The 23,924-nt window shown below is 73.4% G+C and carries 25 protein-coding genes and 1 pseudogene; 6 read left to right on the forward strand and 20 right to left on the reverse strand.

Annotation, left to right across the window (positions count from 1 at the left end):
• Nucleotides 1-282 (forward strand): annotated as a pseudogene (locus tag ACIQ87_RS09235) (IS110 family transposase); the annotation flags it as partial.
• A gap of 84 nt (nt 283-366) precedes the next feature.
• On the opposite strand, the gene ACIQ87_RS09240 reads toward ACIQ87_RS09235, so the two are convergent.
• The 3 genes from ACIQ87_RS09240 to ACIQ87_RS09250 form a co-directional block, all read right to left on the reverse strand.
• Entirely contained in the window at nt 367-969 is a 603-nt protein-coding gene (locus ACIQ87_RS09240; protein WP_402403866.1) for a ClpP family protease, read from the reverse strand.
• 1 nt (nt 970) lies between these two features.
• Nucleotides 971-1,609 (reverse strand): ATP-dependent Clp protease proteolytic subunit, encoded by a 639-nt coding sequence (locus ACIQ87_RS09245; protein ID WP_402403869.1) that lies wholly within the window; start codon nt 1,607-1,609, stop codon nt 971-973.
• Between the two features lie 122 nt (nt 1,610-1,731).
• Nucleotides 1,732-2,553, reverse strand: a complete 822-nt coding sequence (locus ACIQ87_RS09250; protein ID WP_402403872.1) for an arylamine N-acetyltransferase — start codon at nt 2,551-2,553, stop codon at nt 1,732-1,734.
• A 218-nt stretch (nt 2,554-2,771) separates the two neighbouring features.
• On the opposite strand from ACIQ87_RS09250, the gene ACIQ87_RS09255 reads away from it, so the two are divergent.
• Nucleotides 2,772-3,743, forward strand: coding sequence for a hypothetical protein (locus tag ACIQ87_RS09255; RefSeq protein WP_402403875.1), 972 nt, complete (start codon nt 2,772-2,774; stop codon nt 3,741-3,743).
• 67 nt (nt 3,744-3,810) lie between these two features.
• Nucleotides 3,811-6,558, forward strand: coding sequence for a WD40 repeat domain-containing protein (locus tag ACIQ87_RS09260; protein WP_402403878.1), 2,748 nt, complete (start codon nt 3,811-3,813; stop codon nt 6,556-6,558).
• A gap of 60 nt (nt 6,559-6,618) precedes the next feature.
• Here the strand turns inward: ACIQ87_RS09260 and ligA are convergent, their stop codons facing one another.
• From ligA to ACIQ87_RS09290, 6 genes are all read right to left on the reverse strand, one after another.
• Entirely contained in the window at nt 6,619-8,658 is a 2,040-nt protein-coding gene (ligA, locus tag ACIQ87_RS09265) for an NAD-dependent DNA ligase LigA (RefSeq protein ID WP_402403880.1), read from the reverse strand.
• A 46-nt stretch (nt 8,659-8,704) separates the two neighbouring features.
• Nucleotides 8,705-8,887, reverse strand: a complete 183-nt coding sequence (locus ACIQ87_RS09270) for a hypothetical protein (protein WP_402403882.1) — start codon at nt 8,885-8,887, stop codon at nt 8,705-8,707.
• A 90-nt stretch (nt 8,888-8,977) separates the two neighbouring features.
• Complete coding sequence (locus ACIQ87_RS09275) at nt 8,978-9,838, reverse strand: GNAT family N-acetyltransferase (RefSeq protein WP_402403885.1); 861 nt, start codon at nt 9,836-9,838, stop codon at nt 8,978-8,980.
• Between the two features lie 83 nt (nt 9,839-9,921).
• Nucleotides 9,922-10,107: a hypothetical protein gene (locus tag ACIQ87_RS09280; protein ID WP_402403888.1), complete on the reverse strand. Its 186-nt coding sequence runs from the start codon at nt 10,105-10,107 to the stop codon at nt 9,922-9,924.
• A gap of 1 nt (nt 10,108) precedes the next feature.
• Entirely contained in the window at nt 10,109-11,224 is a 1,116-nt protein-coding gene (locus tag ACIQ87_RS09285; RefSeq protein ID WP_402403891.1) for a radical SAM protein, read from the reverse strand.
• 37 nt (nt 11,225-11,261) lie between these two features.
• Nucleotides 11,262-11,456: a hypothetical protein gene (locus ACIQ87_RS09290; RefSeq protein ID WP_402403894.1), complete on the reverse strand. Its 195-nt coding sequence runs from the start codon at nt 11,454-11,456 to the stop codon at nt 11,262-11,264.
• Nucleotides 11,457-11,613: 157 nt separating this feature from the next.
• On the opposite strand from ACIQ87_RS09290, the gene ACIQ87_RS09295 reads away from it, so the two are divergent.
• Nucleotides 11,614-12,831 (forward strand): helix-turn-helix domain-containing protein, encoded by a 1,218-nt coding sequence (locus tag ACIQ87_RS09295; protein WP_402403897.1) that lies wholly within the window; start codon nt 11,614-11,616, stop codon nt 12,829-12,831.
• Between the two features lie 305 nt (nt 12,832-13,136).
• Here ACIQ87_RS09295 and ACIQ87_RS09300 read toward each other — a convergent pair whose 3' ends face one another.
• The 4 genes from ACIQ87_RS09300 to ACIQ87_RS09315 all read right to left on the reverse strand — a co-directional run bounded on the left by ACIQ87_RS09300 (nt 13,137) and on the right by ACIQ87_RS09315 (nt 16,228).
• Nucleotides 13,137-13,952: a hypothetical protein gene (locus tag ACIQ87_RS09300; protein WP_402403900.1), complete on the reverse strand. Its 816-nt coding sequence runs from the start codon at nt 13,950-13,952 to the stop codon at nt 13,137-13,139.
• Between the two features lie 293 nt (nt 13,953-14,245).
• Complete coding sequence (locus ACIQ87_RS09305; protein ID WP_402403902.1) at nt 14,246-14,821, reverse strand: HD family hydrolase; 576 nt, start codon at nt 14,819-14,821, stop codon at nt 14,246-14,248.
• A 158-nt stretch (nt 14,822-14,979) separates the two neighbouring features.
• Entirely contained in the window at nt 14,980-15,543 is a 564-nt protein-coding gene (gene cyaB, locus ACIQ87_RS09310; RefSeq protein ID WP_402403905.1) for a class IV adenylate cyclase, read from the reverse strand.
• A 19-nt stretch (nt 15,544-15,562) separates the two neighbouring features.
• Nucleotides 15,563-16,228, reverse strand: coding sequence for an XRE family transcriptional regulator (locus tag ACIQ87_RS09315; protein ID WP_402404539.1), 666 nt, complete (start codon nt 16,226-16,228; stop codon nt 15,563-15,565).
• 1,340 nt (nt 16,229-17,568) lie between these two features.
• Between ACIQ87_RS09315 and ACIQ87_RS09320 the strand changes: the two genes are divergently transcribed.
• Both ACIQ87_RS09320 and ACIQ87_RS09325 read left to right on the forward strand, forming a co-directional pair.
• On the forward strand, nt 17,569-17,982 hold the full coding sequence (locus ACIQ87_RS09320; RefSeq protein ID WP_402403907.1) for an ATP-binding protein: 414 nt from the start codon (nt 17,569-17,571) through the stop codon (nt 17,980-17,982).
• A gap of 12 nt (nt 17,983-17,994) precedes the next feature.
• Nucleotides 17,995-18,546: a hypothetical protein gene (locus tag ACIQ87_RS09325; protein ID WP_402403910.1), complete on the forward strand. Its 552-nt coding sequence runs from the start codon at nt 17,995-17,997 to the stop codon at nt 18,544-18,546.
• A gap of 192 nt (nt 18,547-18,738) precedes the next feature.
• Here the strand turns inward: ACIQ87_RS09325 and ACIQ87_RS09330 are convergent, their stop codons facing one another.
• From ACIQ87_RS09330 to ACIQ87_RS09360, 7 genes are all read right to left on the reverse strand, one after another.
• The gene (locus ACIQ87_RS09330; protein ID WP_402403912.1) at nt 18,739-19,737 is read right to left on the reverse strand and encodes a hypothetical protein; all 999 of its coding nucleotides are present in this window, start codon (nt 19,735-19,737) and stop codon (nt 18,739-18,741) included.
• On the reverse strand, nt 19,738-21,225 hold the full coding sequence (locus ACIQ87_RS09335) for a phenylacetate--CoA ligase family protein (protein ID WP_402403914.1): 1,488 nt from the start codon (nt 21,223-21,225) through the stop codon (nt 19,738-19,740). It lies immediately after the preceding gene.
• Nucleotides 21,226-21,387: 162 nt separating this feature from the next.
• Nucleotides 21,388-21,561 carry a hypothetical protein gene (locus ACIQ87_RS09340; protein ID WP_402403917.1) on the reverse strand — a complete coding sequence of 58 codons (174 nt, stop codon included), beginning with the start codon at nt 21,559-21,561 and terminating at the stop codon, nt 21,388-21,390.
• A gap of 105 nt (nt 21,562-21,666) precedes the next feature.
• Complete coding sequence (locus ACIQ87_RS09345; RefSeq protein ID WP_402403920.1) at nt 21,667-21,840, reverse strand: 3-oxoacyl-[acyl-carrier-protein] synthase III C-terminal domain-containing protein; 174 nt, start codon at nt 21,838-21,840, stop codon at nt 21,667-21,669.
• A 29-nt stretch (nt 21,841-21,869) separates the two neighbouring features.
• Nucleotides 21,870-22,094 carry a hypothetical protein gene (locus ACIQ87_RS09350; RefSeq protein ID WP_402403922.1) on the reverse strand — a complete coding sequence of 75 codons (225 nt, stop codon included), beginning with the start codon at nt 22,092-22,094 and terminating at the stop codon, nt 21,870-21,872.
• Nucleotides 22,095-22,184: 90 nt separating this feature from the next.
• Nucleotides 22,185-22,604, reverse strand: a complete 420-nt coding sequence (locus ACIQ87_RS09355; RefSeq protein ID WP_402403925.1) for an SRPBCC family protein — start codon at nt 22,602-22,604, stop codon at nt 22,185-22,187.
• Between the two features lie 62 nt (nt 22,605-22,666).
• Nucleotides 22,667-23,677, reverse strand: a complete 1,011-nt coding sequence (locus tag ACIQ87_RS09360) for an aldo/keto reductase (protein ID WP_402403927.1) — start codon at nt 23,675-23,677, stop codon at nt 22,667-22,669.
• Between the last annotated feature and the right edge of the window lie 247 nt (nt 23,678-23,924).

Raw genomic sequence — 23,924 nt, forward strand, 5'->3', positions numbered from 1 at the left:
GTCACCAGGGCCTCCGGCAAGAGCCACACCGTCCAGGCCCGCTACGTCCGCAACAACCGGCTCGCGAACGCGCTGCAGACGCAGGCGTTCTCCGCCCTGCGGGCCTCGCCCGGCGCCCGCGCCTACTACGACAAGCAGCGCGCCCGCGAGGCCGGCTACAACCCCGCCCTGAGGCAGGTCGGCAACCGCCTGGTCGGCATACTCCACGGCTGCCTCAAAACCCGCACCCTCTACGACGAGGCAACCGCCTGGTCGCACCACGCCCAAGCCCTCGCCGCTTGACACCCAACGACATGGGGTGTCTGACCGGCCCCGGCCGGACCCGGCCGAACGCGGGTCCGGCCGGGTCCTGCGGGTGCGTGCGGGTCAGGCGGGCGCGTGCCGCCGGTCCAGTACCCGGTCGGCGATGCCGTACGCGACGGCCTCCTCGGCGGTGAGCACCTTGTCCCGGTCCATGTCCGCGCGCAGCGTCGCCGGGTCGTGGCGGGTGTGCCGGGCGAGGACCTCCTCCACCTGCGCGCGGATGCGGACCATCTCCTTGGCCGCGAGGCTGAGGTCGGAGACCGTCCCCTGCCGGCCGCCGCTGGCGGGCTGGCCGAGCAGGACCCGGGCGTGGCGGAGCACGAAGCGCCGCCCCGGGTCCCCGCCAGCCAGCAGGACCGCGGCCGTGGAGGCCGCCTGGCCGACGCAGAAGGTGGAGATCGGCGCCTGCACGAAGGTCATGGTGTCGTAGATCGCCATCAGTGAAGTGAACGATCCGCCGGGCGAGTTGAGGTAGATCGAGATCTCGCGTTCCGGGTTCTCCGCCTCCAGGTGCAGGAGTTGGGCGATGACCACGTTGGCGACGCCGTCGTCGATCTCGGTGCCGAGGAAGATGATCCGCTCGTTCAGCAGCCGGCTGAAGACGTCGTAGGTGCGCTCGCCCTGCGCGGTGCGCTCGATGACGTAGGGAACCGTGTACGAGCCCATGTCACAGTCCGATCCGTCGGCGGGCGGCGGCCGGGCGGATGTCGGCGACCGACTCCACCACCTTGTCCACGAGCCCGTACTCCCTGGCCTGTTCGGCGGTGAACCAGCGGTCCCGGTCGCCGTCGCGCGCGATGGTCTGCTCGCTCTGCCCGGTGTGCTCGGCGGTGATCCGCTCGATGACCCGCTTGGTGAACTGGAGGTTCTCCGCCTGGATCTCGATGTCCGCGGCGGTGCCGCCGATGCCCGCCGAGGGCTGGTGCATCATGATCCGCGCGTTCGGCAGCGCGAACCGCTTGCCGGGCGCACCCGCGGTCAGCAGGAACTGGCCCATGCTGGCGGCGAAGCCCATCGCCAGCGTCGAGACGTCGTTCGGGATGAGCCGCATGGTGTCGTAGACGGCCAGGCCCGCGCTGACCGACCCGCCGGGGCTGTTGACGTACAGGCAGATGTCGGTGCGCGGGTCCTCGGCCGACAGCAGCAGCAGCTGCGCGCACACCCGGTTCGCCGACACGTCGTCGACCTGGGTGCCGAGCAGCACGATCCGCTGGGCGAGCAGCTGCGCCGCGAGGTGGTCGTCGAAGGCGCTGGGCGGGGTGTCGCCGTCCGCCGCGCGGGGCGGGTGCGTGGTGGGTGGAGTCATCTGACCTCTCCTCGTCGGAACGGGGGTTGCCGTCGACTCCACTGTCGGCCCGGGAAGACCTCCGGACGCCCCGTCTCTGCCCGCAGCGGATTCGCCACGGGCAGACGGCGGGCGGCGGGCGCTCAGTCCGGGAGGGTCGGCAGGGCCGGGAGGCTGTCCAGTGCGATCCCGAAGTGGGTGCGGTAGGCGGTGAGGGCCTCGTCGTCGGTGAGGGTCCGCTCGGTGCGCCCGCCGGCCGGGGTGGTGGTGATCAGGCGGCCGCCGCTGATGGTCACCCGGCCGCCGTCCGCGGTGAGCAGGGAGCAGGTCGTCGAGCGGGTGAAGTGGGAGTGCGGCGAGGTGCTCTGCCACCAGCAGGTCGGGGCGAAGTCGGCGAGTTCGTACGGGCGCGGGCCCAGGCGGTACTGCGGTGTGCCGTCCCGCAGGACGTCGAGGTCGCCGTGCCCGCCGGTCGGGACGAGGGTGAACGCTCCGTCGGGGTCGGCCTGTTCGCCGCGTTCGTCCAGGCGCAGCGGGTGGCGGCTGAAGCGGCCGAAGCCGACGTCGACCAGCCACGGCTCGTCGAGGTCGACCCGCAGGGCGAGGTGGTCGAACGGCGGGCCGAGGCGTTCGCCGTCGAAGACGCGGGCGGCCAGCAGGCTCACCCGGTAGCCGAGTGAGGTGAGCAACTGGGCGAAGGCTCCGTTGAGTTCGTAGCAGAAGCCGCCCCGGCGGCGGGCGACGACCTTCTCCTGCAGGGCGTCGGGGTCGAGGTCGACGTGTTCGCCGAGGTGGATGCTCAGGTTCTCGAACGGGACGGTGCGCAGGTGTGCGAGCTGGAGCCGGGCGAGGGCCTGCGGGGAGGGGGTTCCGGGGTCGGGCAGGGCGATGCGGTCGAGGTAGGCGGAGCGCTGGGCCGCGGTGAGGCCGGCCGGCGGCTGCCCGGGGTGCGGTGCGTGGTTCATCCGGACATTCCACCGGGGTGCGGGGCGGGTGGCCATCGGCTGTTGGTCCTACGTCCCGCGGGGCGGGCGGCCGTCGGTTCCTGGTCCTGCGCCCTGCTGGGCGGGCGGCCGGTGGGGCGGCCGGCCGGTGCCCCGGGGCTGCCCTTCCGGCCCTCGCGGGGGCCGTGCCGGGGGCGTAGGGTCGGCGGGCCGGGCGGTGACGGAGGAGGGCCGGGAGCGTGCGAGAGACCGTGAGGGGCTCGGCGGCGCCGACGCCCGGGGCCGCGCCGAGGAGGCGTGCGGCGCGGGGCGCGGCCCCGGCGCCCGCCGTTCCCGGGCGGGCCCCGCACCCCGCCGAACTCGCCGCCCTCCAGCGGACGGTGGGCAACGCGGCCGTGACGCGCCGGCTGCAGCGCCTGGAGGATCCCGGGGTCAGGGAGCAGGCGAGAGCGCACGCCGCCGACCCCGTCTCGCACGGCGAGTGGGGCACGTTCCGCGAGGACATGGCCCGGGCGGGCTTCTCCCGGGACGTCACGGAGATCGCCTGGCAGCTCGTCCTCGGCGGCATCGCGGAGCAGGGGCAGCTCAACGACGAGGCCATGGCGGGGTTCACCGAGCGCCAGGCCCAGCGCGACCACCGCGCGTCGAACAGCTGGTACCAGGAGCTGGTGAGGGTCGTCGGCGACCACCTGGAGATCGACACGCCGACGCTGGCCCTGTGGTCGGGCGGTCGGGAGCTCAGCGACTACGCCCGCGGCAAGGGCCACACCCCGCTGGAGGCCACCGCCTTCGGCGGGGTGGTCGACCGGCTGACCCTGACCCCGGACTGGATGCTCAAGACGCCGATGTGGAACGTCCTGTCCAAGGCCTTCGTGAGCCGCGCCCGCGGCCCCGTCCACATCTTCCTGCGGGCGTACGACCCGGACAGCGTCCTGATCGCGCAGGAGGTGCCGCAGCTGCGCGTGGTCATGGCGCTCGACCCCGCGGTGCGGCTCGTCTGGCACCCGGTGTACGCCACGGACGACGGGAGCCTGATGGAGGTCACCGGGCGCCTCGGCCTGGCCCCCGACGCGCCGTGCGGCACCCGGGACGAGTGCGTGCGGATCCTCTACGACTACCTGCGGCTCGTCCACGACCCGGCCAACGCCCACTCCCGGCGCGCCCACGCGGACATGAGCGCCCGTCTCGCCGCCAACGGCACTCCGCAGTAAGGCCCGTGGGCGGGTCGGGCCGAGTGGGTAGGGTGGGTCGGATTCGGTACGGGAGTGGGGAGAGTTGATGGCCGGCTCGAGGGAACACCGCGGCTGGATAGGCCGGTTGCTCGGCGGCCGCCGCGAGCGCGCCGGGCAGGACGTGCCCGTGCGGCCCGTCGACGAGGACCGCAGGGCGTGGGCGCGCCCCGGGGAGCTGGTGGACCTGTCCTCCCTGCCCCCGCGGGTGGCCGAGGCCCTGGTCGAGGTCGCGGCGGCGATCGACGCGGCCGACCAGGCGCGCTTCGACGGCGACCGGGCCGAGGCCCACCGGCTGCTGCGCGGCGCGGTCACCACGGAGATCGAGCCCTACCGTCAGCTCGCCGAGGAGCGGCTCGGGGTGATGGTGAGCGAGGACGGCGACGTCGGGGAGGCCGTGGAGCTGTGGCTGCGCGCCGCCCGGGGCCCGGATCCCGAGCTGCGCCGTTCCGTCGCGGTCTACCTGGGTTCCATCCCGTTCGCCGACGGCGCGTTCCTGGTGAACGCCGATCCGGCGACCGTGCTGGCCCTGCTCCCCGAGGCGTGGGGCTTCGGGCGGGTGGGCGCCGCGGTGTACGAGGCCTCCTCCCACCGCCACCGGGAGGCCGGCCCCGCGGTGCGCCGCGAGCTGCTGGCGCTGGACGCCCTCCGGTACGGGGACGGCAAGCTGGCCGCGCGGATCGAGGCCGTCCCGGTGGCGGACGAGCGCTTCCCGCGCCGGCGCGCCGAGTGGGCCAGCGGCGGCCAACTGGGCGGCTGCCGCTGGAGCGTGGCCGGCCACAGGAGGGGGGTGTCGGCGCTCGCCGCCGTCCCGGTGCCGGTGGACGGCCGCGAGGTCGTGGTCACCGGCGGGAACGACGGCACCGTGCGCCTGTGGGACCTGGCCACCGGCGAGGCGGTCGGCGAGCCGATGGCCGACCACACCGGGCAGGTGCGCGCCGTGGCCGCGGCCGAGCTGGACGGCCGGGCGGTGGCGGTGTCGGCCGGGACCGACGAGACCGTACGGGTCTGGGACCTGACGACACGCCGGCTGCTGTACTTTCCGCTGGCCGGGCACTTCGACTGGGTGACCGGCGTGGACACGGCGGTGGTGCGCGGCCGTGCGGTGGCCGTCACCTGCGGCGACGACCTCAGCGTGCGGGTCTGGGACCTGGCCACCGGGCAGCCGGTCGGCAAGCCGATGCGCGCCCCGGCCCCCGCCAACCCGCGGGCGGCCCGGCCAACGGCGCTGGTGACGACGGTGGTGCTGCGCCGGCCGGTGGCGCTGACCGGCGACTTCCAGGGGGTCGTACGGGTGTGGGACCTCGCGAAGGGGCGTCAGTTCCTGCCGCCGGTGAAGACCGGGGGCGGCGCGGTGCAGGCGCTGGCCGTGGTGGACGTCGACGGCCGCCCGGCCGTGGCCGTCGGCGCCTGGGACGGCACGACCGGCCTGTGGGACCTGGCGACGGCCCGCCCGGTGGGCGAGCGACTCGTCGCCGCGCACGAGTGGCCGCAGGCGGTCACGGCGGTGGCCACCGGGGCCGGGGCGGCGGTCGCCGTCAGCGACGACTCCGGCATGGTGCGGCTGTGGGACCCGGTCGGCGGGCGGCAGTTCGCCCAGGCCTTCGCCGGGCCCCACGGCCGGACCCGGGCGCTGGCCTCGACCGTGACGCCGGACGGACGGACGGTGGTGCTCGTCGGCACCGACGACGGCCGGGTGCACCGCTGGGACCCGGCTGTCGACAGCGGCTCCGTGGGCGACCCGCGGCCCGGGCACGGCGACGAGGTGACCGCCGCGGCGACGGTCGAACTCGACGGCAGGGCGCTGGTGGTCAGCACCGCCCGGGACGGCTCGGTGCGCCTGTGGGACCTGGCCACCGGCGCCGAGGTGGACACGCCCTTCGCCGAGTCCGGGGAGCCGGTGGAGGCGGTGGCGACGGCGGTGGTCGGGGACCGGCCCATGGTGCTCACCGTCGAGCCGTACGACAAGGCGGTCCGGCGGTGGGATCCGGCCACCGGGGAGTCGGCGGGCTCGCCGCTGGCCCACGACGACACCGTGGGCGCCGTGGCGACGACGGTTCTCGACGGCCGGCCGCTCGCCGTCACCGGGAGCGCCGACGGCCTCGTCCGGGTCTGGGACCTCGCCGCCGGGGAGGTCCTCCACGGGCCGCTGGCCGGGCACGACTCCGAGGTGAGCGCGGTGGCCACGGCGGTGCTGGACGGCCGGCCGGTCGCCGTCACCGCGGACGAGGTGACGCTGCGGGTGTGGGAACTCGCCACCGGCGCCCCGCTCGGCGAGCCGATCGAGCTGCCGGGCGCCTCACCGCGCGGCGGGGACGACGAGGCGTCGGACTCGGACGAGGCGGATGGCGAGGAGGACTGGGACGACGACGACGAGCGCGACGGGCCGGTCGTCGAGGCGCTGGCCACGGCGGTGGTCGACGGCCGCCCGGTCGTCGCGGCGGCCCGCGACGACGGCCTGGTGCACGTCTGGGACCTGGCCACCCGCGCCCTGCTCGGCCCGCCCCTGCGCGCCTCCGAGGACGACACCCCCGCGCTGGCCACCGCCCGGGTCGCGGGCCGCCCGGTCCTCGTCACCGGCGGCGACGACGGCACCGTCCGGACCTGGGACCTGGCCACCCTCGCCCCGGTCGGCCCCGACCTGGTGCTGCCGCTGCCGGTCGGCGCGCTGGCCACGGCCGCGGCGGACCGGCTGGTGGTCGGGTTCGGCTGGGAGGTCGGGGTGTTCCGCCTCGTGGAGTCCGCCGAACCCGCCGAACCGGCGCAGTCCGCCGGACCGCCCGGCACCGCCGGGTGAGCGCGAGGGTCCGGCCCCGCGGGGCCGGACCCTCGGGCGGTGCGGCCGGGGCCCGGGGCGTCAGGCGGGGAGGTGGGAGGCCACCAGGGTGGCGAACTCCTCGGGGGTGAGGATGCGGATGCCGAGTTCCTCGGCCTTGGCACGCTTGGAGCCGGCCTTCTCGCCCGCGACCAGGAGGGTGGTGCGCTTGGAGACGGAGGAGGAGGCCTTGCCGCCGGCGCCTTCGATCAGTTCGTTCATCTGGTTGCGGGAGAGGTCGGCGAGGGCGCCGGTCATGCTGCCGGTGACGACCACGGCCTCGCCGGCCAGCGGGCCCGCCTCGGTGGTGCCGCTCTCCCCCGGCGCCGCGGCGGGGGCCGTCGGGGCAGTGACGGCGGTGCCCACGCCGAGGTCGGCGAGGCGGTCCAGCAGCGGGGCGAGGTCGGCGAGTTCGGCGGCGACGACGCGGGCCTTCTCGGTGCCGATGCCGTCGACGCCTGCCAGGGTTTCGGCGTCGGCGGCCCGGATCGCCGTCATGCTGCCGAAGTGCGCGGCGATCCGGCGGGACATGGTCCGTCCGGTGCCGCGGATGCCGAGGGCGCAGAAGACCCGGTTGAGCGGCTGGGTGCGGGCGGTGGCGATCGCGGCGAGCAGGTTGTCGGCGCTGGTCTCCCCCATCCGGTCCAGGGTGAGCAGCTGCTCGCGGGTGAGGGTGAACAGGTCGGCGAGGTCGGCGACGAGTCCGGCTTCGACGAGTTGGACGGCGCGGGTGCCGCCGAGGCCCTCGATGTCGAGCTGGTCGCGGCCGGCCGCGTAGAGGACGGAGGCGACGGCCTGGCAGTTGCGGCCGCGTATGCAGCGCCAACGCTGTTCGGTGGTGTCGATGGCGTCGCCGCAGCGCGGGCAGGCCTCGGGGAAGACGATCGGCTGCTCGTCGCCGGTGCGGGCGTCGAGGACGGGGGCCTCCACCCGGGGGATGACGTCGCCGGCGCGGTAGACGAAGACCTGGTCGCCGATCATCAGCCCGCGCCGTTCGATGTCGGCGGGGTTGTGCAGGGTGGCGAAGGTGACGGTGACGCCGTCGATGACGACCGGTTCGAGGACGGCGCGCGGGGCGATGATGCCGGTGCGGCCGACGTTCCACTCGACCTCCAGCAGCCGGGTGACCTTGTGCTGGGCGGCCAGTTTGCGGGCCACCGCCCAGCGCGGCGCGCGCGAGCCGGAGCCGGCCTCGGCGCGGTCGGCGGCCAGGTCGGCCTTGACGACCACACCGTCGATCCCGAAGGGCAGTTCGGCGCGCAGGGCGGCGATCTCGTCGATCCGACGCTGGACGTCGGCGATGTCCGCGCAGTGCCGCGGCGCGGCCGCGGTGGCGGCGGCGGTGTGGGCGCCGAGGGCGGCGAGGTGCTCCAGCAGGGCGCTGTGGGCGAGGTCGCCGGGGCCGACGGCGTCGTAGGCGAAGAAGGTCAGCTCGATCCGGTAGGGGCGGTCCTTGGCGCGCAGGGTGCCGGCGGCGCCGCTGCGGGGGTGGGCGAAGGGGGTGGCGCCGTGGTCGGCGCGCACCCGGTTGGCGTGCTCGAACTGGCTCTGGGTGAGCAGGACTTCGCCGCGCAGTTCGATGTCGGCGGGCTCGGTCAGTTCGGCGGGCAGGCCGAGGATGGCGTCGGCGGCGTGGGTGACGTCCTCGCCGGCCAGGCCGTCGCCGCGGGTGATCACCTGCTGCAGGCGCCCGGCGCGGTAGCGGGCGGCGACGGCGAGGCCGTCGAGCTTGGGCTCCACGCACCAGGCGGCGACGGGCCGGCCCAGGCGCCGCTCCAGACCGGCGGCCCAGGACTCCAGTTCCTCGGCGGAGAACACGTTGTCCAGGGAGAGCATCGGCACGCTGTGCGGGACGTCGCCGGTGGCGGCGCCGCCGGCCACCTTGCCGGTCGGCGACTCGGGCAGCACCTCGCCGGGGTGGGCGCTCTCGTACGCGGCGATGTCGCGCAGCAGGGCGTCGTACTCGTCGTCCCCGAGCGGGGTGGAGCCGTCGGCGTAGTACGCGGCGGCGGCCTGCACGGCGGCGGTGACGGCGTCGGCGTACGCGGACGGCGAGGTGAGCGGGGCGGCGGTCTCGGTCATGGGGGAATCATGGCGGCCGGCACTGACAAACGGCACGGGGGCGGGGTCAGACCTGCCGGGCGGTGGTGGGGGTGTCGGCGCCGTGGCGGCGGGCGTCGCGGTCGCGCGGACGGACAGCGGCGGACGGGTCCGGGTTCAGTGGATCCTCGACCGCGCCGACTACGCCTTCCTCGGCGAGCGCACCGTGGCCCTCACCGACGGCACGACCGCCAAGAAGGGGTCCGGCCAAGCTGAGTCCAAAAGGGGCAGTGGGGTGATCTTGATGGGATGGCGGTCGGGCCAGGATGCCCAGCTTGGACCGGTGTCCGGAGCCGGTTGTTCAGGAGCCGCCGACCGTGGTGGTGCAGACGAAGCCGAGGTCGGCGAGTCCTTCGGCTTGGCAGAGCCGGTCGGAGGCGCCGCCGGCGGTGGTCTGCAGGAGCTGGTAGTCGGCGCCGTTGGTACCGCCCCAGTGCATGGCCGCGCGCCACAGCCGGCGGCCGAGCCCGAGGCCGCGGTACTCGGGCAGGACGCCGAAGTACTGCGGCAGCAGCCGGGCCCGCCCGATCGGGTCGGGCATGGTCTCCATGGGGCCGATGGCGCCCACCACCCGGTCGTCGCGGACGGCGGTCAGCACGGGGCCGACGCTGTCGACCCGGGAGTGCAGGAAGGCGAAGCCCTCGCCGGCCAGCTTCTCGGCGAAGGCGCCGAAGGTGGCGCGCACGGGCTCGGGCAGCGCGTCCAGGTGCTCGATCCCGCCGACCGGCAGGGCCGGCCGGTCGAAGCCGAAGGTGCGGAGCTGGACGCGGGTGGAGACGGCGACCGGGTCCGGGTCGGCCTGGAACCAGACCACCCGGGTGCTGCTGGCGTCGTGGAGGGCGGCGAGCTTGGCCGCGGTCTCCATCGCCTCCGGGCGGTGCCCGGGGTCGCCGTAGAGGTGGACGCGCAGGACGCCGCGGCCGGTGAGGGTGGGGATCAGGGATCGGAGCCGATCCTGGTGTACGTCGCCGACGAGGAGCTGTTCGTCCTTGCGCTCGGACCAGCGGCGGTCCTTGTCGTGGGGCAGGAACTCGCCGGTGCCGGCGACCGACAACAGGTCGGCCAGCAGGTCGGCGCTGAGGGCGTCGGGGTGCAGGGGCCCCAGTGTCGGCAGGTACGGCGCGGACATCACGGGGTGCAGCAGGTCCCAGGACAGCTCCATACCCGCACCCTACTCGCCCGGCGGGCAGGGGTCAGGCCCCGGCGCGAAGCTGCCGGGGCCTGAGCGGAAGTGACCGGGTTCGGTCAGTGGGGGTTGTCGTCGCCCGCGTTGCAGGAGCACTTCACGCTGTCCATCACGTCGTCCAGGTCAGCGACCGGGATGATCGAGGTGACGGGGGCGCTGGGGGCCAGGATCGGCCGGGTCAGGTAGGGCAGGCCGTCGCCCGGGGAGGGGCGGCTGGTGCTGGGTTCGACAGCGACAGCGGTCATTTCACCCTGCTTTCTGGAAGCCGTGCTGACAGTAGGAACCGAGTGGTGCCTTCGCCTCCTGGTAGTGCTTGGCCAGCGGCCGGCACACGGTGCAGGTGCCGGAGAGCTGGCAGCCGGAGCAGCCACCGGTGCGAAGCATGAGGCGGTCGGCGATGGCGCCGAGCCGGGCGAGGCCGTCGATCCCCTCGGCGGGGAGGCTGATCTGGTCGTCGCGGCCGATCTTGCAGATGGACACCAGCCCGTGCGGGTCGGTATGGAAGAAGGTGTGGCCGGCGTTGCAGCCGCCGAACGGCTTGCGCATCCGCAGGTGCTCCTTGGACTGCGCGGTCAGCACCTCGCCGCCGCCGTAGATGGTGGGGGTCATGTTGGTGAAGACGTTGTACTCCAGCCCCCAGCCCTCGCACAGCGCGATCATGGCCTGCTCTTCGTGGGCGTTGTCCTCGGTGACGATCACGCTCATCCGCAGCGGCAGCTTCGCGCGGCGGGCGGCGTTCATGCCCTGGACGAACAGGTCCCAGGCGCCCTGGCGCTGCGTCAGCTCGTCGTAGCTGGCCTTGGTTGCGCCGTACATCGACACCGTGACCCGGTAGGGCGGGCACTCGGCGAACAGGTCCAGCAGGTTCTGGCGCCACAGCAGCGAGGCGTTGGTGGAGACGGTGATCATCATGCCGAGCGCATACGCGGCCCGGTAGGAGGCGATGAAGTCCTTGTCCACGGTCGGCTCGCCGCCGGTGATCTGCAGCCACAGCACCCCGGCCTCCGCCATCACGTTGAGGCAGGCGAGCTTGTCCGCCAGCGGCATCCCGGAGTTGACCTTCAGGCCGAGGTAGCAGTGCTTGCACTTGTAGTTGCACCCGAGGTTGATCTCCCAGCTGGCGCGCGAGTAGCCCCAGGTGGAGGGCTGGCGGACCATCAGGAAGTCGCCGAGCGGACCGGCGGTGTCCAGGTCGGGCCACTGGCCGGCCACCGCCTCGGTGAGCCAGGCCGGAGCGGTGGCGGCCGGGTCGTGGGCGCGCAGGTCCTCGTAGCGCTCGGGCGGGAGCATGAGGCCGCCCCGGGCGCCGGGCCGCACGATCAGGTGGTCTTCCAGGAACGGGCTGGCGATCAGGCTGTGCATCGGTGCTCCTCCGTCTCCTCGTGCGAGGTGGTGCCGGTCAGCGCCGCCCTGCGAGCCGGCGCCGCCTGCGGGCAGCGGCGATCTGGGCCAGGACCGAGCGGCGCCGGGCGGCCCGCTGCTGGTTCTCCACGAAGACCTCGTTGCCGTCCAGGTCTGCGACCCAGATCCCCCAGGAGTGCCGGCCGGTCAGCAGCGGGTCCGACTCGGTGACGGCGGGCGGCGTGCTGGTCATCGCGGGCTCCTCGAAGTCGTGGTGCCGCCCGGCGCGTTCCACGGAACGCCGAGGGGGATCGGTTTGGTCCTGCGCGCCGGGCGGTGGGTCCACTGTGGGGGGTGGTGGGTTGCCGAACCAGCCCCACCGCCCTATAGGACGGCCCTATATTTCGTGGGTGGACCAGGAGTTGGACGTGTGGACGCACCCGGACCTGCGGGCCGCCGTGGCGGCCGAGGACTGGCCGGCGGTGCTCAAACGGTGGCGGGCGCTGACCCGCAGCAGCCAGAGCGCGCTCGGCGCCCTGGTCGGCCTCGCCCAGCCGGACGTGTCCGCGATCGAGAACCGGCGCCGGGAGGTGACCTCGGTCGAGGTCCGCCAGCGGATCATCACCGGACTGCGGGTGCCGGCCGAGCTGCTGACCAGCGGCATTGAGGAGCTGCCGCTGCCCTCGCTGGTGCTGCCCGGCGTCGTCGCCGACCCCGAGACCGACCGGCTGACCCGGGTGAAGAGCGGGATGCGGCTGGACACGGCGTCGCTGGACGCGGTCGAGCGCCTGCTCGCCGAGCACCGCCGGGCCGAGGACACCCTCGGGTCGCGGGTCATGAACGGCGTGGTCACCGCCCAGTTCGCCGAGGTCGCCAAGCTCTACGACCAGGCGCGCGGGCCGCTGGCCGACCGGTTGGTGAAGGTGCTGGCGGAATACGCGCAGTTCCTGGCCTGGCTGGCGCAGGACCAGGACAACGCGCCTGCGGCGCTGGGCTGGTTCGACCGTTCCTACGACTGGGCGCTGGAGTCCGGGTACGGCGACATGGCCGCCACCACCATGAGCATGAAGGCCCACCTCGCGTGGTCGCAGGGCAACGGCCGGCGCTGCACCCGGCTCGGGGAGGCCGCCGCGGCCACGCCGGGCGCCAGCGACGCGACCCGCGCGATGGCGCTGCAGATGGCCGGGCGCGGGCACGCCCTGGACGGGGATGCGGCCGGCGCCTACCGGCGGCTGGACGAAGCCCAGCGGATCATCACCGCCACCACCGACGCCCCGCCGTGGCTGTACTTCTACGGCGAGTCCTGGTTCGCCGCCCAGCGCGGCATGGCCGAGCTGCACCTGGGCCGCTGGGCCAGCGCGGTGGACAACCTGCGCGTCGGCCTGGACGGCTTCGACGCCGCCTACCGCCGCGACCGCGCCTGGCACGGGGCTTGCCTGGCCCACGCCTACGCCGGAGCGGGCGAAGCCGAACAGGCCCTGACCTGCGCGCTCGGTGTGCTCGCCGACGCCTCCGAGGTGGGCCGGCCGCACGCCTGGGGCGAACTGCACACCGTGGCCTCCGTCCTGCTCCGAAGGGGAGCCGGCCAGGGGCGGCTGCTGGTCGATGCGTTGGCGGCGCTGGACTGAGGTCAGTGTCCGGGGCCACAGGCGGGATACTGGCGGGCGGGGATCCGCGCGCCGACGAGCAGCGGCGCGGATCCCCGGCTCGTCGCCCGGGGCTGTAGGGCTTGGTGCTCGCAAGCGGAACCCGGGACACAGACCTATCCCCAGTGGTACAGCCGAAGATGCGGCCTCAGGCCCCCACGATCATCCCAGTGCCCCTTTTGGGCTCACCTTGGCTGGACCCCAAGAAGGGCGACGTCACCGGCCAGACGGCCGTCCTCCGCCGAGCCCTCGTCGACGCACCGGGCACCCGCCCGTAACGGCCTGCCTCAGGCCGGCTGAGGCCGCCCACGCAGGGCCGCGCGCGCCCGGGCCACGCCCCTCGGGGTGGCCCGGGCCCCGCTGCCGACCGCGACGGTTCTCGTGCCGAGGCCCGCGCAGGCGCGGCAGATGCCCGGCCGGGGCACCGGGTCGTGGCAGCGGCCGCACTCGGTGTAGGAGGCGGGTGGGGCTTCGGGGCGTTCCGGTGGCAGCTTGCGTTGTAGCCGGTCCCGGAGGATCGCCGCCGGGGAGTGCATCGGCTGCGGCAGTCCGGGGATCAGGGCCTGGGCCAACTCGGCCTCGCTGCAGCCTCGTTCCAGCCACTGCGCGACGAGCGGTGCCAGCGCCTGCGCCTCGGCCTCGCCGAGGCGCAGGCGGGGTTCGGGCCTGATCGCCCGGAACAGGGTGGCCACGGCCGCCCGCGTCCGTTCATCCGGGAGGGTGGGTTCTTGTCCCGGGTCTTTTACGGGAGGGGTGACAGCGCCGCCGGTCCCTCGCCCACCGGAAGCCGGGCGGGTGGCAGCCGGTGCGGGCTGAGGGGTGTCGAAGACATGGGCCTCGGACCGGACCGTTCCGTCGGCCCTCCGGACCGTGTCGACCCGGTAGTACCCCGCGTCCTTCAGTTCCTTGAGCGCCCGCCGGACGGCGCCCCGCCCCTGCGGACTGCTGTCCGCCATCTGCCGCCCGTCCTCCCGCCACCCGTCGGGGCGGGAGAGGAGGTCGGCGAGGAGGCCGCGGGCGGTGTAGCTGAGCCGACGGTCCTGCAACAGGCCGTTGGGAAGCACGGTGAACGCGCGCGTGTGAACGCTACGATGAATCTGCATCTGGAGTTGCTCGCTCCTGGTGCCCGACCCCGGGGTGTTGGCGCACCGCCGGGGTCTCCTGTGTTCTGTTGATGATGCGGAAAGTAGCACACCGACTACACAGAGCGCGAACCTTTCCCGTGCGAAGCCGCAACCCCCGCATCAAGTGCGCCCCCATCCCTGGCTGGGCGGGAGCGGGAAGCATGATGCATCGGTCTCCTGCCGCCACGACGGCAGATCGGCCCAATCGGCGACATAGCCCGGCTTCGGCTCGCCCGGGTAGTGCTTCGACACACCGGCGAGTGCCGGCAGCATCACGTGAGGTAGACCTTCTGCCACTCCAGGGACGTCATGGTCAGCGCGGCCTCGGCGAGGGCGTGGGCCGACTCGGTCTTGAGGCTGCCGAGGCTGCTGTCAATCCACGGCTGGACGTTCTGGTATCCCTGCTCGCGATACTCCACGGCCTGGATCAGGCACTCCAGCTTGTCCGCGTCGTGGGCGACGGTGACTTCCAAGTTCTCGGCGTTCTCGTACTCCTCCACGAGGGCCTGGAGTCCCGCAACGACGGCCGGGTGAGCGGCGCTGACCTGGTCGGCGGTCACCCGCTCGTTCGACGCGGCGGTGAGGTAGCGCCGACTGACGTGCGGGATGTCGCCGACCCGGGTCTCCTGGGTGTCGTGGAAGAGGCACAGCAGGGCGACCTTGGCCGGGTCGGCGCCCTCCATCATCGCGAGCACCGCGCCGATGATGCCCGTCCGGAACGAGTGCTCCGCGACCGACTCCGGGTCCTTGACGCCGGCGATCCACCAGCCCTGGCGCTTCGCCCGCTTGAGCACGCCCGCCTCGAACAGGTAGCTCGCGGTACCCCTCACCTGCTTGTCGTCCGTCATGGCTGTCCTCCGCTGCTGGATCGGTCGTTGCTGTAGCCGCCTACCCGAAGACCGTAGTGCACAGACTCCAGCTCTCGACGGGACTGCTGTGAAAGGCCGTCACCATCAAGGAGAGCCCGCAGGCGTGACACACACTGGCCGCCCACGCTCCCCCGAGATCAGGTACGAGCTGCGGCCACCGCGTCCGTGTACAGCTCCGTTGTCAGGTCGTCCTCACTGATCCCGAGCTCCGCCAGCACGGCCCGCACGGCGTCCAGCGCCGCTCCGAGGCCATCCTGGGCGGCCGCAGCGGTCTCGACCTCGATGAACGTCGCGTCGAGTTCCGGCACGCGGACGAGCGTCGCGAGGAAGCGCCGACCGCTGCGTTCGAAGTCGTAGTTGCGGCACCGCTTCTCGAACCGGATGCGTGGGGTGAAGCCGAGGCCCCGGACGATCTCGTCGGCCGCCTCGGCGTCCTCCACCCGGGTCTCGGCCTCCCACTTCGACCCGGACGCCTCGTCCACCCGCGCGCCCTTGTACGTGAGCACGGTGCGAGTGTCGTCGGGCCCGTGAACGGTGCGGATCCGCAGCTCGCGATCGGCTCCCGTCAGGCTGCCGTCCGGGGCGTCGTAGTACGTGTCGCGGTACACCTCGGCGCGCCCGGCGCCGTACGACTTCTCCAATCGTGCGAGGACGAGTTCGGGGTCGCGTACGACAGCCTTGAGCTCCGCCTCGATCGCCATGCCGGTTCCTCCTGGGGTGCTACGCCTCCGGCGGCACGCTGTAGCGGCCCAGGACGTCGTCAGCCGTGGACCTGTCCAGCAGACGCAGCTCCCAGGGCCCGGAGTTGACGTCGAACTCCTTGCCGAAGCCGACCCACTTGCCGGCCATCCGGCGCCCGGTCGGATCGACCAGCAGCTGAATGGCGCCGTGGTACCTGGCCCCCTGGTAGTAGCCATCCTGCGCGGTCTGTTCCACCCACGAGCCCGTCACGACGTTCCGATCGACAGTGAGGTCGAACGACAGCGGTGAATCGGGATTGGACGACGCGCCGGGGAGGTACCGGCCGGTGATCCGGTTCCCGTGCTGGGACAGCACGACGTGGTGCAGGCCGGTGAACGTGTTCTCCCGGCTGCTGCTGAAGAACTCGTAGTGGCTGATCCAGACTCCCGAGTAGTCCTCACCTGTGGGAGCAGATGCGGCCTGCACGGGCGCGCTCGGTTCATCGCTGGTCATGCCATGGCCTCCCGTACCGTTCGCGTTGACCCTTGGCGGCCCGCCATGGGGCGGGCGCGCTCGAGGAGCCCGCGTACATGGGGGTTGCGGCGGTGCGGCCTGGTCGCGGAGAGCATCGAGCGGAAGCGGTCGTCGGCTCGGCCGGACTGGACGTGTGGGTAGTCGTCGAGGGCCCGGTGCCAGTCCGCGCAGGCTTCTTCGAGCCGGCCGGCCTGCAACTTCCACTCTGCGAGCATGCCGGTCATCCGCACCCGGTTGCGCACGTACACGGAGTACCGCAGGCGGTCGGATGCCTCCATCGCGGTGATCGCACCGGCCTTGTCCCCGAGCTCCCAGCGGACCTTGGCCTCGTGGTACGCGAGGGAGGACGGATCGTAGGAGCCGAATGCCTTTGCCTTGGACTCGGCCTGCTCCATCGCGACTTCCGCTATCCGCAGGTGGTACAGGGCTCCGGCCTTGTCCCCGGTCTGGGCGGTGGCATGCGCCTGCTGGCCGGCGAGGAAGGCCCTCATGCGGGGGCCGGCCTGTGGCGAAGCGGCCGAGGCGGCGTCCGCGAACCGCAGGGCGGTACTGCCGTGGCCGAGATCGACGGCCTGGACGCTCATGCCCCGCAGGGTGGTGCAGTACGTGAGGTGGTCGCCCGCGTGCCCGGCCAGCTCCAGAGCCTTCAGGTAGTAGCGCTGGGCCAGGGAGTCGTGGCGTTCATCCATGGCCATGTAGCCGGTCAGGTAGCAGTGGTCGGCGGCAGCCGACAGCATCGCCCTGCGGACGTCCTCGCTTGCGTCCGCCCGCAGGTACGGGACGATCGTGTTCACCAGGAACGAGGCAGCCATCGGGCGGGCCATTCGGCCGCCGAACTGGTCGTCCAGGTCGCTGATGCGCTCGGTCATCGCCGTGACGGTCTGGACCTCCGCCATGCCGATCCGTAGGTGCGGGTCGGTCCGCAGCCTCTCGAAGCGGCCCACCAGGTCGGGCCAGCCCGGAATGGTCAGGGCCGCCGAGTAGAGGCCGGCCGTGAGTACTCCGCGCCGGGATGGGTCCATGTCGAGGCTCCCCAGGTCAATCAGTCCTGACACCGTATCCGGCGACTGGTCAACGGGAGTAGGCATCTCGCGGAATCCGGCCTCGAAGGCGGTAATCGGCCGCCGGAGCCTCCGCGCCAGCGTCTCCAGCACCACCGGCAGGGCCTTCACCGAAGGCGAGGTGCCGCCGAGCCAGTGGGAGACGGCCGAAGCGTCGTACTTCAGCCGCTGCCCGGTCTCAGTGCCGGTCCGGTTGACGGCCCGTGCCAACTCGCCGTTTCCCCAAGCTGCTTCGGTCATCAACGAGGCGAGCTTGCGGTTCGGCACACGGTCGGTTCGCACGACAGTTCCCCCTTGCAGGCAGGTTTCAAGGGTTTCAACCTCCCGGGCCGGCTCGACCATAGCCGACCACAGGGTGGGTCTGTTGACTGTTCGTCATCACTCAATCACCAGCAGTACCAGTAGTGATGCGACTGATCCCCACTCTCCGCCCCTTCGAGGTGCTCCCTCATGCTCACGTCCCGCCGCCCCCGCATGTTCGTCGCGCGCCTCGACCCGCGGACCGAATCTGCACCCCTGGCCCGGTACTTGCTCCGGGCCTACCTCTCCGGGCTGCCCTCCGGGGGCCGTTACTGCGACACCGCCGAGCTGCTGCTGTGCGAACTCTTCGCCAACGCCGTCCAGCACTCCGACGCGCCCGACGACCGCCACATCGAGATCCGCTTCGCCCTCACCGGCTCCCGCCTCCGCCTCGAAGTCCACGACGCCAGCACCGCTCTCCCCTCCGTCCACGCCGCCGCCCCCGACGACGAGCACGGGCGCGGGTTGTTCCTCGTCAGCGAACTCGCCGAACGCTGGGGTTGCGCCTCCCGCCCCTGTGGCATCGGCAAGTTCGTCTGGGCCCTCATCGCCCCCGCCGTCTGAAGGACCATCGCCGTGAACCTCGCCACCCTCGCCCGCCACACCCTCTCCCGTGGCGCCACCCCCGCCGCCACCTACGCCCTCCTCGCCCGCCTCGGGCACCGCCCCCTGCCCGTCGCCCGAGCCGTCTGCCTCGCCCTCGACATCCCCCGCGCCGAGACCACCCGCCGCCTGGCCGACTGCTACGACGCCCTCCTCGCCGAGCACCACCCCGACGCCGCGAGCGACACCGGCGAACTCCTCGAAGCCCTCGGCGTCTTCGACATCCCCAAGTCCCTCACCGACACCGAACTCGCCGTCGTCGAACACTTCCTGACCGCCGTCGACGCCATGGGCGGCATCCGCCCCGGCCACCGCCACGGCCTCACCCGCTGGTTCACCACCGGCAACCTCACCACCGCCTACCTCTCCCTCGCCGCCGCCCACCCCCTCCCCCGCACCGGCAACCCCGCCCTCTACTGGACCACCCTCGTCACCGCCGGCGAACTCCTCGCCACCACCCTCCCCTCCGACCGCCGCATCACCTACGCCCTCACCCACTGCCGAACCCGCGCAACCCGCCCATGAGCGCAGGAAGTCGGCCCCGCCGACTTCCTGCGCAGCAGACGGTTGGGTCTGCGCTCGGCGGCCCCGGCCATGAGTGGCCGGGACCGCCCAAGCTCTCTTCCAGGGCGGGCTCGTGTGCTCGCACACGAGCCCGCCCTGGAAGATTTCGCTTCTGGTGATTCCTCGTATTCGAAAAGCCTGCCCGCCTCGATCTCAGGTCGTCGTTCGGGGCGGGGCCGCGTTTTCAGCTCGGCCCCGTCCTGGCCTGGGCGTAGCTCGTCCACTGGCTGCACAGGAAGTCGGCCTGGCCGACTCGGCGAGCACTGCGGCGGGTTCGGCGTGGGTCGCGGCCGGGAGCGGGAGGCGGTGGCCCTCGCGCCACTGGGCGGTGGTGCGCTCGCCGCCGCAGCGGCGCCGCCAGTAGAGGTGCTGGGCGACGATCAGCGGGCCCAGCGCGGTGAGCAGCGGGAAGCCGGTGGTGAGCCAGCCGGCGGCGAAGCAGGCGCTGACGGCGCTGGTGGTGAGCAGGCCGGTGAGGGCGGCGGCCCAGGCGGCGGTGCGGCCGTGGGCCTTGGCGGCGACCAGCGGGTACAGGACGAGCAGCAGGAGGTCGCCGAGGCCGACGGCGACGGGGGCCGGGCCGCCGGTGAGGGCGAGCATCGGGGCGAAGGGGCGGTCCTGGACCTGTGCGAAGAAGCGGGTGGTGGTGTCGGTGAGGGTGGTGGCGGCCAGGTCGTAGCCGGTGAGGACGGCGGCGAGGGCGGCGACGTGGGTGGAGCGCATGCCGCTCTGGGTCCAGAGGTTGGCGACGCCGATGACGGCGGTGGCGATGATCAGGTCGCTGCCGGCCCGGGCGGCGCCGGGGTGGCCGGTGAGGGCGGCGGTCGCGGTGGCGGCGGTGGCGGTCAGGGCGGCGGCCCAGGACCAGGGGGTGGCGCGCAGCCGGGTGGTGGCGAGCAGCGGGGCGAGGGTGAACTGGACGGCGAGGCAGCCGACGAGGCCGAAGACGGCGGAGACGGCGGCGCCTGGCAGGGCGGTGTAGAGCAGTGGGGCGAGGACGACGCCGGCGCACAGGACGGCGACGTCGGCGCCGGTGTAGACGCCGACCGGGGGGCGGGGCATCCGGATGCGGGCGAGGTAGCGGGCGGCGAGGGTGATCTCGGCGGCGACGGCGGCGCTGAGGGCGGCCAGGGCGCTGGGGCTGACGTCCATTCAGTTCCTCTGCCGGCTTGGGTCGTTGGGGTTGCCGTGGCTGTCGAGGGTGTCGAAGGTGTGCTCGCGCAGGTCGGCGCGGACGGGTGCGGTGGGCGGCATGGCGGCGCGGTCCTCGTGGAGCACGATGTCGCACAGGCGCAGTCCGGCGGCGTGGGCGCGGTCTTCCAGGCGGCCGTGCAGGGCGGTGGCGGGCAGGCGGTCGACGAGCAGGTGCAGGCGGGCGGGTCCGTCGGGGCCGTCGGGGCCTTCGGTGAGGGCGTGGCGGGCGGGCAGCGGGACCTCGGGTTCGGCCTCGACGAGGTCGAGGACGTCGCGGGTGGTGACGGTGCGGCTGAGCGGGCCGTTCCAGCGGCCGAGGATCTCGGAGGTGGCGGGCAGGTGGGCGAGTTCGCAGGTGGGCGGCTCGGCGGGGAGGCGGACGAGGTCGCCGGTGGCGTAGCGCAGCAGCAGGGTGCAGTCCCGGTAGGGCACGTAGGGGGTGTGGACGACGGTGCCGGTGGCGCCGGGGGTGGTGGGTTCCCAGGTGAGCGGGTCGAGGACTTCGAGGTGCCCGAACTCGGTGGTGTGGTGGAGGTGGCCCTGGGTGCAGGGGGTGGCGCCGGCGGGGAGGATCTCGGTCATCAGGTAGGCGGAGGTGACGGTGGCGCCGAAGGCCGCCTCGGCGCGGCGGCGCAGGGGCGTGGAGAGCACCTCGCCGCCGACGCTGATCGACCGCAGGCCGAAGTCGGCGCTCCGCCACTTGTGGTGTTCGGCTTGCTGGACGAGGGCTGCCAGGTAGGAGGCGGAGGTGGTCAGGTGGGTGATCCGGGGGTCCTTGCCGGGCAGGCCGAGCGGGGCGGCGAGGCGGTCGAGGGCGACGGCGGGGCCGACGGTGCCGAACTGGACGAAGCCGGCTCCGGCGCGGGTGGCCGACTCCTCGGCGTTGACCAGTGGCATGGTGGCGCGGGAGCAGCCGGCGTAGGCGACGGTGTGGCGGGGGCGCAGGCCGAGGCCGAGGACGGCGGAGATGGTGCTGAAGGCGATGGCGCACTCGAGTTCGGCGCGGGAGAACCAGACGGCGGTGGGGGTGCCGCTGGTGCCGGTGGTGAGTGCCATCAGGGCGGGGGTGGCGGCATCGGAGACGAAGGCGGCGGGCAGGGCGCGCAGGGCCTGCTTGGGGGTGACGGGGACGCGTGGCCAGTCCTCGGGCTCCAACGTGGCCGGGTCGAGGTCGAGTTCGGCGAACTGTCGGCGGTAGTGGGCGGTGTGGCGGGCCGCGGTGCGGGCGGTGGCGCGCAGGCTGCGCCGGGCCACCTCGCGCCGTACCCGCGGGTCGACGGGTCCGGTCCGGCCGGGCAGCAGGACGGAGTCCTCGCCGGGTTCGCCGAACTCGGCGATGGTGGCGACGAGGTCGCGGGCGAGGCGTTCCAGGTCCTTCGGCCGTATCCGGCGGTTCGTCAGGATGGCTGCGCCGTAGCGCAGTTGGCTCAGCGCGGTCGCGAACATGCGGGCTCCCCGGGCCAGGGTCGGACGGTGTGGCCACCCGGCCCCGGCCGGGGTCGACCGGGGCCGGAGCGCCGATCGGATCGGGCGATCGATCGGATCAGGCCATCGGTCGGGTCGTCGGTCGGATCCTCGGTCGGGTCGTCGGTGGGATCCTGGGTCGGATCAGACCATGTGGAGGAACATCGCGGCGGTGAGGGTGCTGAAGGCGTACTTGAGGTAGTGCTTGACCATGATCGGTTCTCCCTCGTACGGGCCGGCCGGGCGGCCCGGCCGGGCGCGGCAGCGGATGCCCGTGGCCGGTTCCGGCCGTCGGGCAACGGCAGTATAGGGACGCACCGGCCACCCGCAACAGCCCATGTGCACGACCAACCTTCCGGTTGTTCACGTCAGTTGAGGATCGCCACCGCGGGAACGGAGGGGGCACCCGGCGTCGGGGGCCGGTCAGCACTCCAGGAGGGTGCAGGCCCAGTGCATGCCGCGCCCCATGCCGGCCAGGGCGATCAGGTCGCCGTCGCCGAGCTGCCCGGAGGCGCGGTGGCGATGGAGGTCGAGGAGGTGGTCGGCGGCTCCGAAGTGGCCGCGTTCCAGGGCGATTTCGAGGTTGGCGCGCTCCACCGGGACGCCGAACCGGTCGGCCGGCCTGGTCAGGTGCCGCGGTTGTCGTTGAGCAGCACCATCCTGGCCAGGTCCGGGACGGACGCGCCGATCCGCCGGCAGGCCCGGTCCACCACCTCGTACGTCCGGTCGCCCATCAGGGCGACGAACTCCTGGAAGCGCTCGGCGTCGTAGTCGAAGAAGTCCATCAGGCCCCAGGCGTCGCGGGCCGGCGGGGGCGCCTCGCCGCCACGGAAGGGGACGGCCGCCCGCACCGCGGGTGCGTAGCGGACGCGGCGGTCCGGACAGCCGATCCCCGGGTGTCCGGACCGCCGCGGCGCCGGCGGGGTGGGGCCCTGCGGGGTTCAGCCCGCGAGGGTCTTGTTCAGGGCGTCGAGGCCGTCGGCGTAGATGCCGTGGAAGAGGTCGACGACCTCCTGCTCGGTGGCGCCCCTGGGGTTGAAGCGGCCGGACCACTGGACCTCGGCGACGTCGTCGCGGCCGGGGACGGCGTGGACGCGGATGGTGGAGACGTAGCCGTCGACCGGGAAGGGGGCCTGGAGGATGGCGTAGCTGTAGTGCCGCTCGGTCTCGTTGAAGTCGACGAGGCGCTCGACGATGACCTCGCCCTCGGGGTTCTTCAGGCTGCGGACGCGGCCGCCCTCGGAGGCGACGCTCTCGGGGATGTAGGGCAGCCAGTCGGGCAGGGCGTCGAAGCCGCCGATGAGGGCCCAGACCTTCTCGGGGGTGGCGCGGACGATGCGGCTGACGGAGGTGGAGGCCATGGTCGTTTCTCCTGTGCTGCGATGAGGGTGGCGGGGGGTGGGGGTGGGGGGGGTGGGGGTGGTCAGGCGTTGTTCGGGAGCGGGGCGGCGGGGCTGACGAGGCCGGCGGCGCGCAGGTCGGTCCAGAAGGCGGCCGGGACGGTCTCGTTGAGTGCGGCGAGGTCCTCGGCGATGCGGCTGGGCTTGGTGGCACCGGGGATGACGGCGGCGGTGACGGGGTGGGCGAGGGAGAACTGGAGGGCGGCGGCCTTGATGGACACGCCGTGCCGGGCGGTGAGGTCCTTGAGGCGGGCGACCTTCTCGATGATCGCCGGCGGGGCGGCCTGGTACTCGAAGTGGGTGCCGCCGGCGAGGATGCCGGAGCTGTAGGGGCCGCCGACGACCATGTCCACGCCCTGCTCCTGGGCCATGGGGAGCAGCCGCTGGAGGGCGTGGTCGTGGTCGAGGAGGGTGTAGCGGCCGGCGAGGAGGAAGCCGTCGGGGCGCGGCTCGTCGAGGGCGAGGGTGAGCTCGATGGGCTCGGTCTTGTTGACCCCCAGACCCCAGGCCTTGATGACGCCCTCCTCGCGCAGGCGGGACAGGACGCGGAAGGCTCCGGTGCGGGCCTCCTCGAACTTGGCCAGCCACTGGTCGCCGTGGAAGTCCTGGGCGATGTCGTGGACCCAGACGATGTCCAGGCGGTCGGTGCCCAGGCGCTTGAGGCTGTCCTCGATGGAGCGCTCGGTGGCCTCGGCGGTCCACACGTGGAGCATCTTGTTCGGGTTGCCGTGCTCGAACAGGCCACCCTTCTCGCCGAGGTCGCGGTCGCCCTCCTCCAGCTCGTCGAGGATGACGCGGCCGACCTTGGTCGACAGCACGTACTCGTCGCGCGGCTTGGTGGAGAGCACCTCGCCCAGGCGCTGCTCGGACAGGCCCGCGCCGTAGAACGGGGCGGTGTCGAAGTAGCGGACGCCCTGCTCCCAGGCCGCCTCGACGGTGGCCAGGGCCTCGACGTCGGGGATCGCGCGGAACATGTTGCCGAGGGGAGCGGTGCCGAAGCCGAGCTTGCCGGGAAGGATCTTCTTCAGGGACATGTCATTTCCTTGGGGGGCGGGCGGGCGCCCACGGGGAGGGTGGGCCCGCCAGGTGTCGCGCCCGGGCCGAGCAATCAGTGCAGACGCGCCTTATATGCAGAAACAATAGTTGCATACGCGGGCCAATGCAAGGGCTGGGCCGCCCGGACGGGGCGGGGAGGGCGGACGGGCGAACGGGCGGACGGCGGACGGGCGGCGGGACGGCAGCGGGCGGGGAAGGGGCCCGGCACCCCTCCCCCGCCCGCGC

The organism is Kitasatospora sp. NPDC096204 (assembly GCF_044763205.1).
GTDB lineage: Bacteria > Actinomycetota > Actinomycetes > Streptomycetales > Streptomycetaceae > Kitasatospora.

Excerpts from the sequence above, each read along its gene's own strand:
- ACIQ87_RS09240 (WP_402403866.1), bottom strand. The coding sequence starts at position 969 with ATGGGCTCGTACACGGTTCCCTACGTCATCGAGCGCACCGCGCAGGGC.
- ACIQ87_RS09245 (WP_402403869.1), bottom strand. The coding sequence starts at position 1,609 with ATGACTCCACCCACCACGCACCCGCCCCGCGCGGCGGACGGCGACACC.
- ACIQ87_RS09250 (WP_402403872.1), bottom strand. The coding sequence starts at position 2,553 with ATGAACCACGCACCGCACCCCGGGCAGCCGCCGGCCGGCCTCACCGCG.
- ACIQ87_RS09260 (WP_402403878.1), top strand. The coding sequence starts at position 3,811 with ATGGCCGGCTCGAGGGAACACCGCGGCTGGATAGGCCGGTTGCTCGGC.
- ligA (WP_402403880.1), bottom strand. The coding sequence starts at position 8,658 with ATGACCGAGACCGCCGCCCCGCTCACCTCGCCGTCCGCGTACGCCGAC.
- ACIQ87_RS09275 (WP_402403885.1), bottom strand. The coding sequence starts at position 9,838 with ATGGAGCTGTCCTGGGACCTGCTGCACCCCGTGATGTCCGCGCCGTAC.
- ACIQ87_RS09280 (WP_402403888.1), bottom strand. The coding sequence starts at position 10,107 with ATGACCGCTGTCGCTGTCGAACCCAGCACCAGCCGCCCCTCCCCGGGC.
- ACIQ87_RS09285 (WP_402403891.1), bottom strand. The coding sequence starts at position 11,224 with ATGCACAGCCTGATCGCCAGCCCGTTCCTGGAAGACCACCTGATCGTG.
- ACIQ87_RS09290 (WP_402403894.1), bottom strand. The coding sequence starts at position 11,456 with ATGACCAGCACGCCGCCCGCCGTCACCGAGTCGGACCCGCTGCTGACC.
- ACIQ87_RS09300 (WP_402403900.1), bottom strand. The coding sequence starts at position 13,952 with ATGCAGATTCATCGTAGCGTTCACACGCGCGCGTTCACCGTGCTTCCC.
- ACIQ87_RS09305 (WP_402403902.1), bottom strand. The coding sequence starts at position 14,821 with ATGACGGACGACAAGCAGGTGAGGGGTACCGCGAGCTACCTGTTCGAG.
- cyaB (WP_402403905.1), bottom strand. The coding sequence starts at position 15,543 with ATGGCGATCGAGGCGGAGCTCAAGGCTGTCGTACGCGACCCCGAACTC.
- ACIQ87_RS09320 (WP_402403907.1), top strand. The coding sequence starts at position 17,569 with ATGCTCACGTCCCGCCGCCCCCGCATGTTCGTCGCGCGCCTCGACCCG.
- ACIQ87_RS09330 (WP_402403912.1), bottom strand. The coding sequence starts at position 19,737 with ATGGACGTCAGCCCCAGCGCCCTGGCCGCCCTCAGCGCCGCCGTCGCC.
- ACIQ87_RS09335 (WP_402403914.1), bottom strand. The coding sequence starts at position 21,225 with ATGTTCGCGACCGCGCTGAGCCAACTGCGCTACGGCGCAGCCATCCTG.
- ACIQ87_RS09355 (WP_402403925.1), bottom strand. The coding sequence starts at position 22,604 with ATGGCCTCCACCTCCGTCAGCCGCATCGTCCGCGCCACCCCCGAGAAG.
- ACIQ87_RS09360 (WP_402403927.1), bottom strand. The coding sequence starts at position 23,677 with ATGTCCCTGAAGAAGATCCTTCCCGGCAAGCTCGGCTTCGGCACCGCT.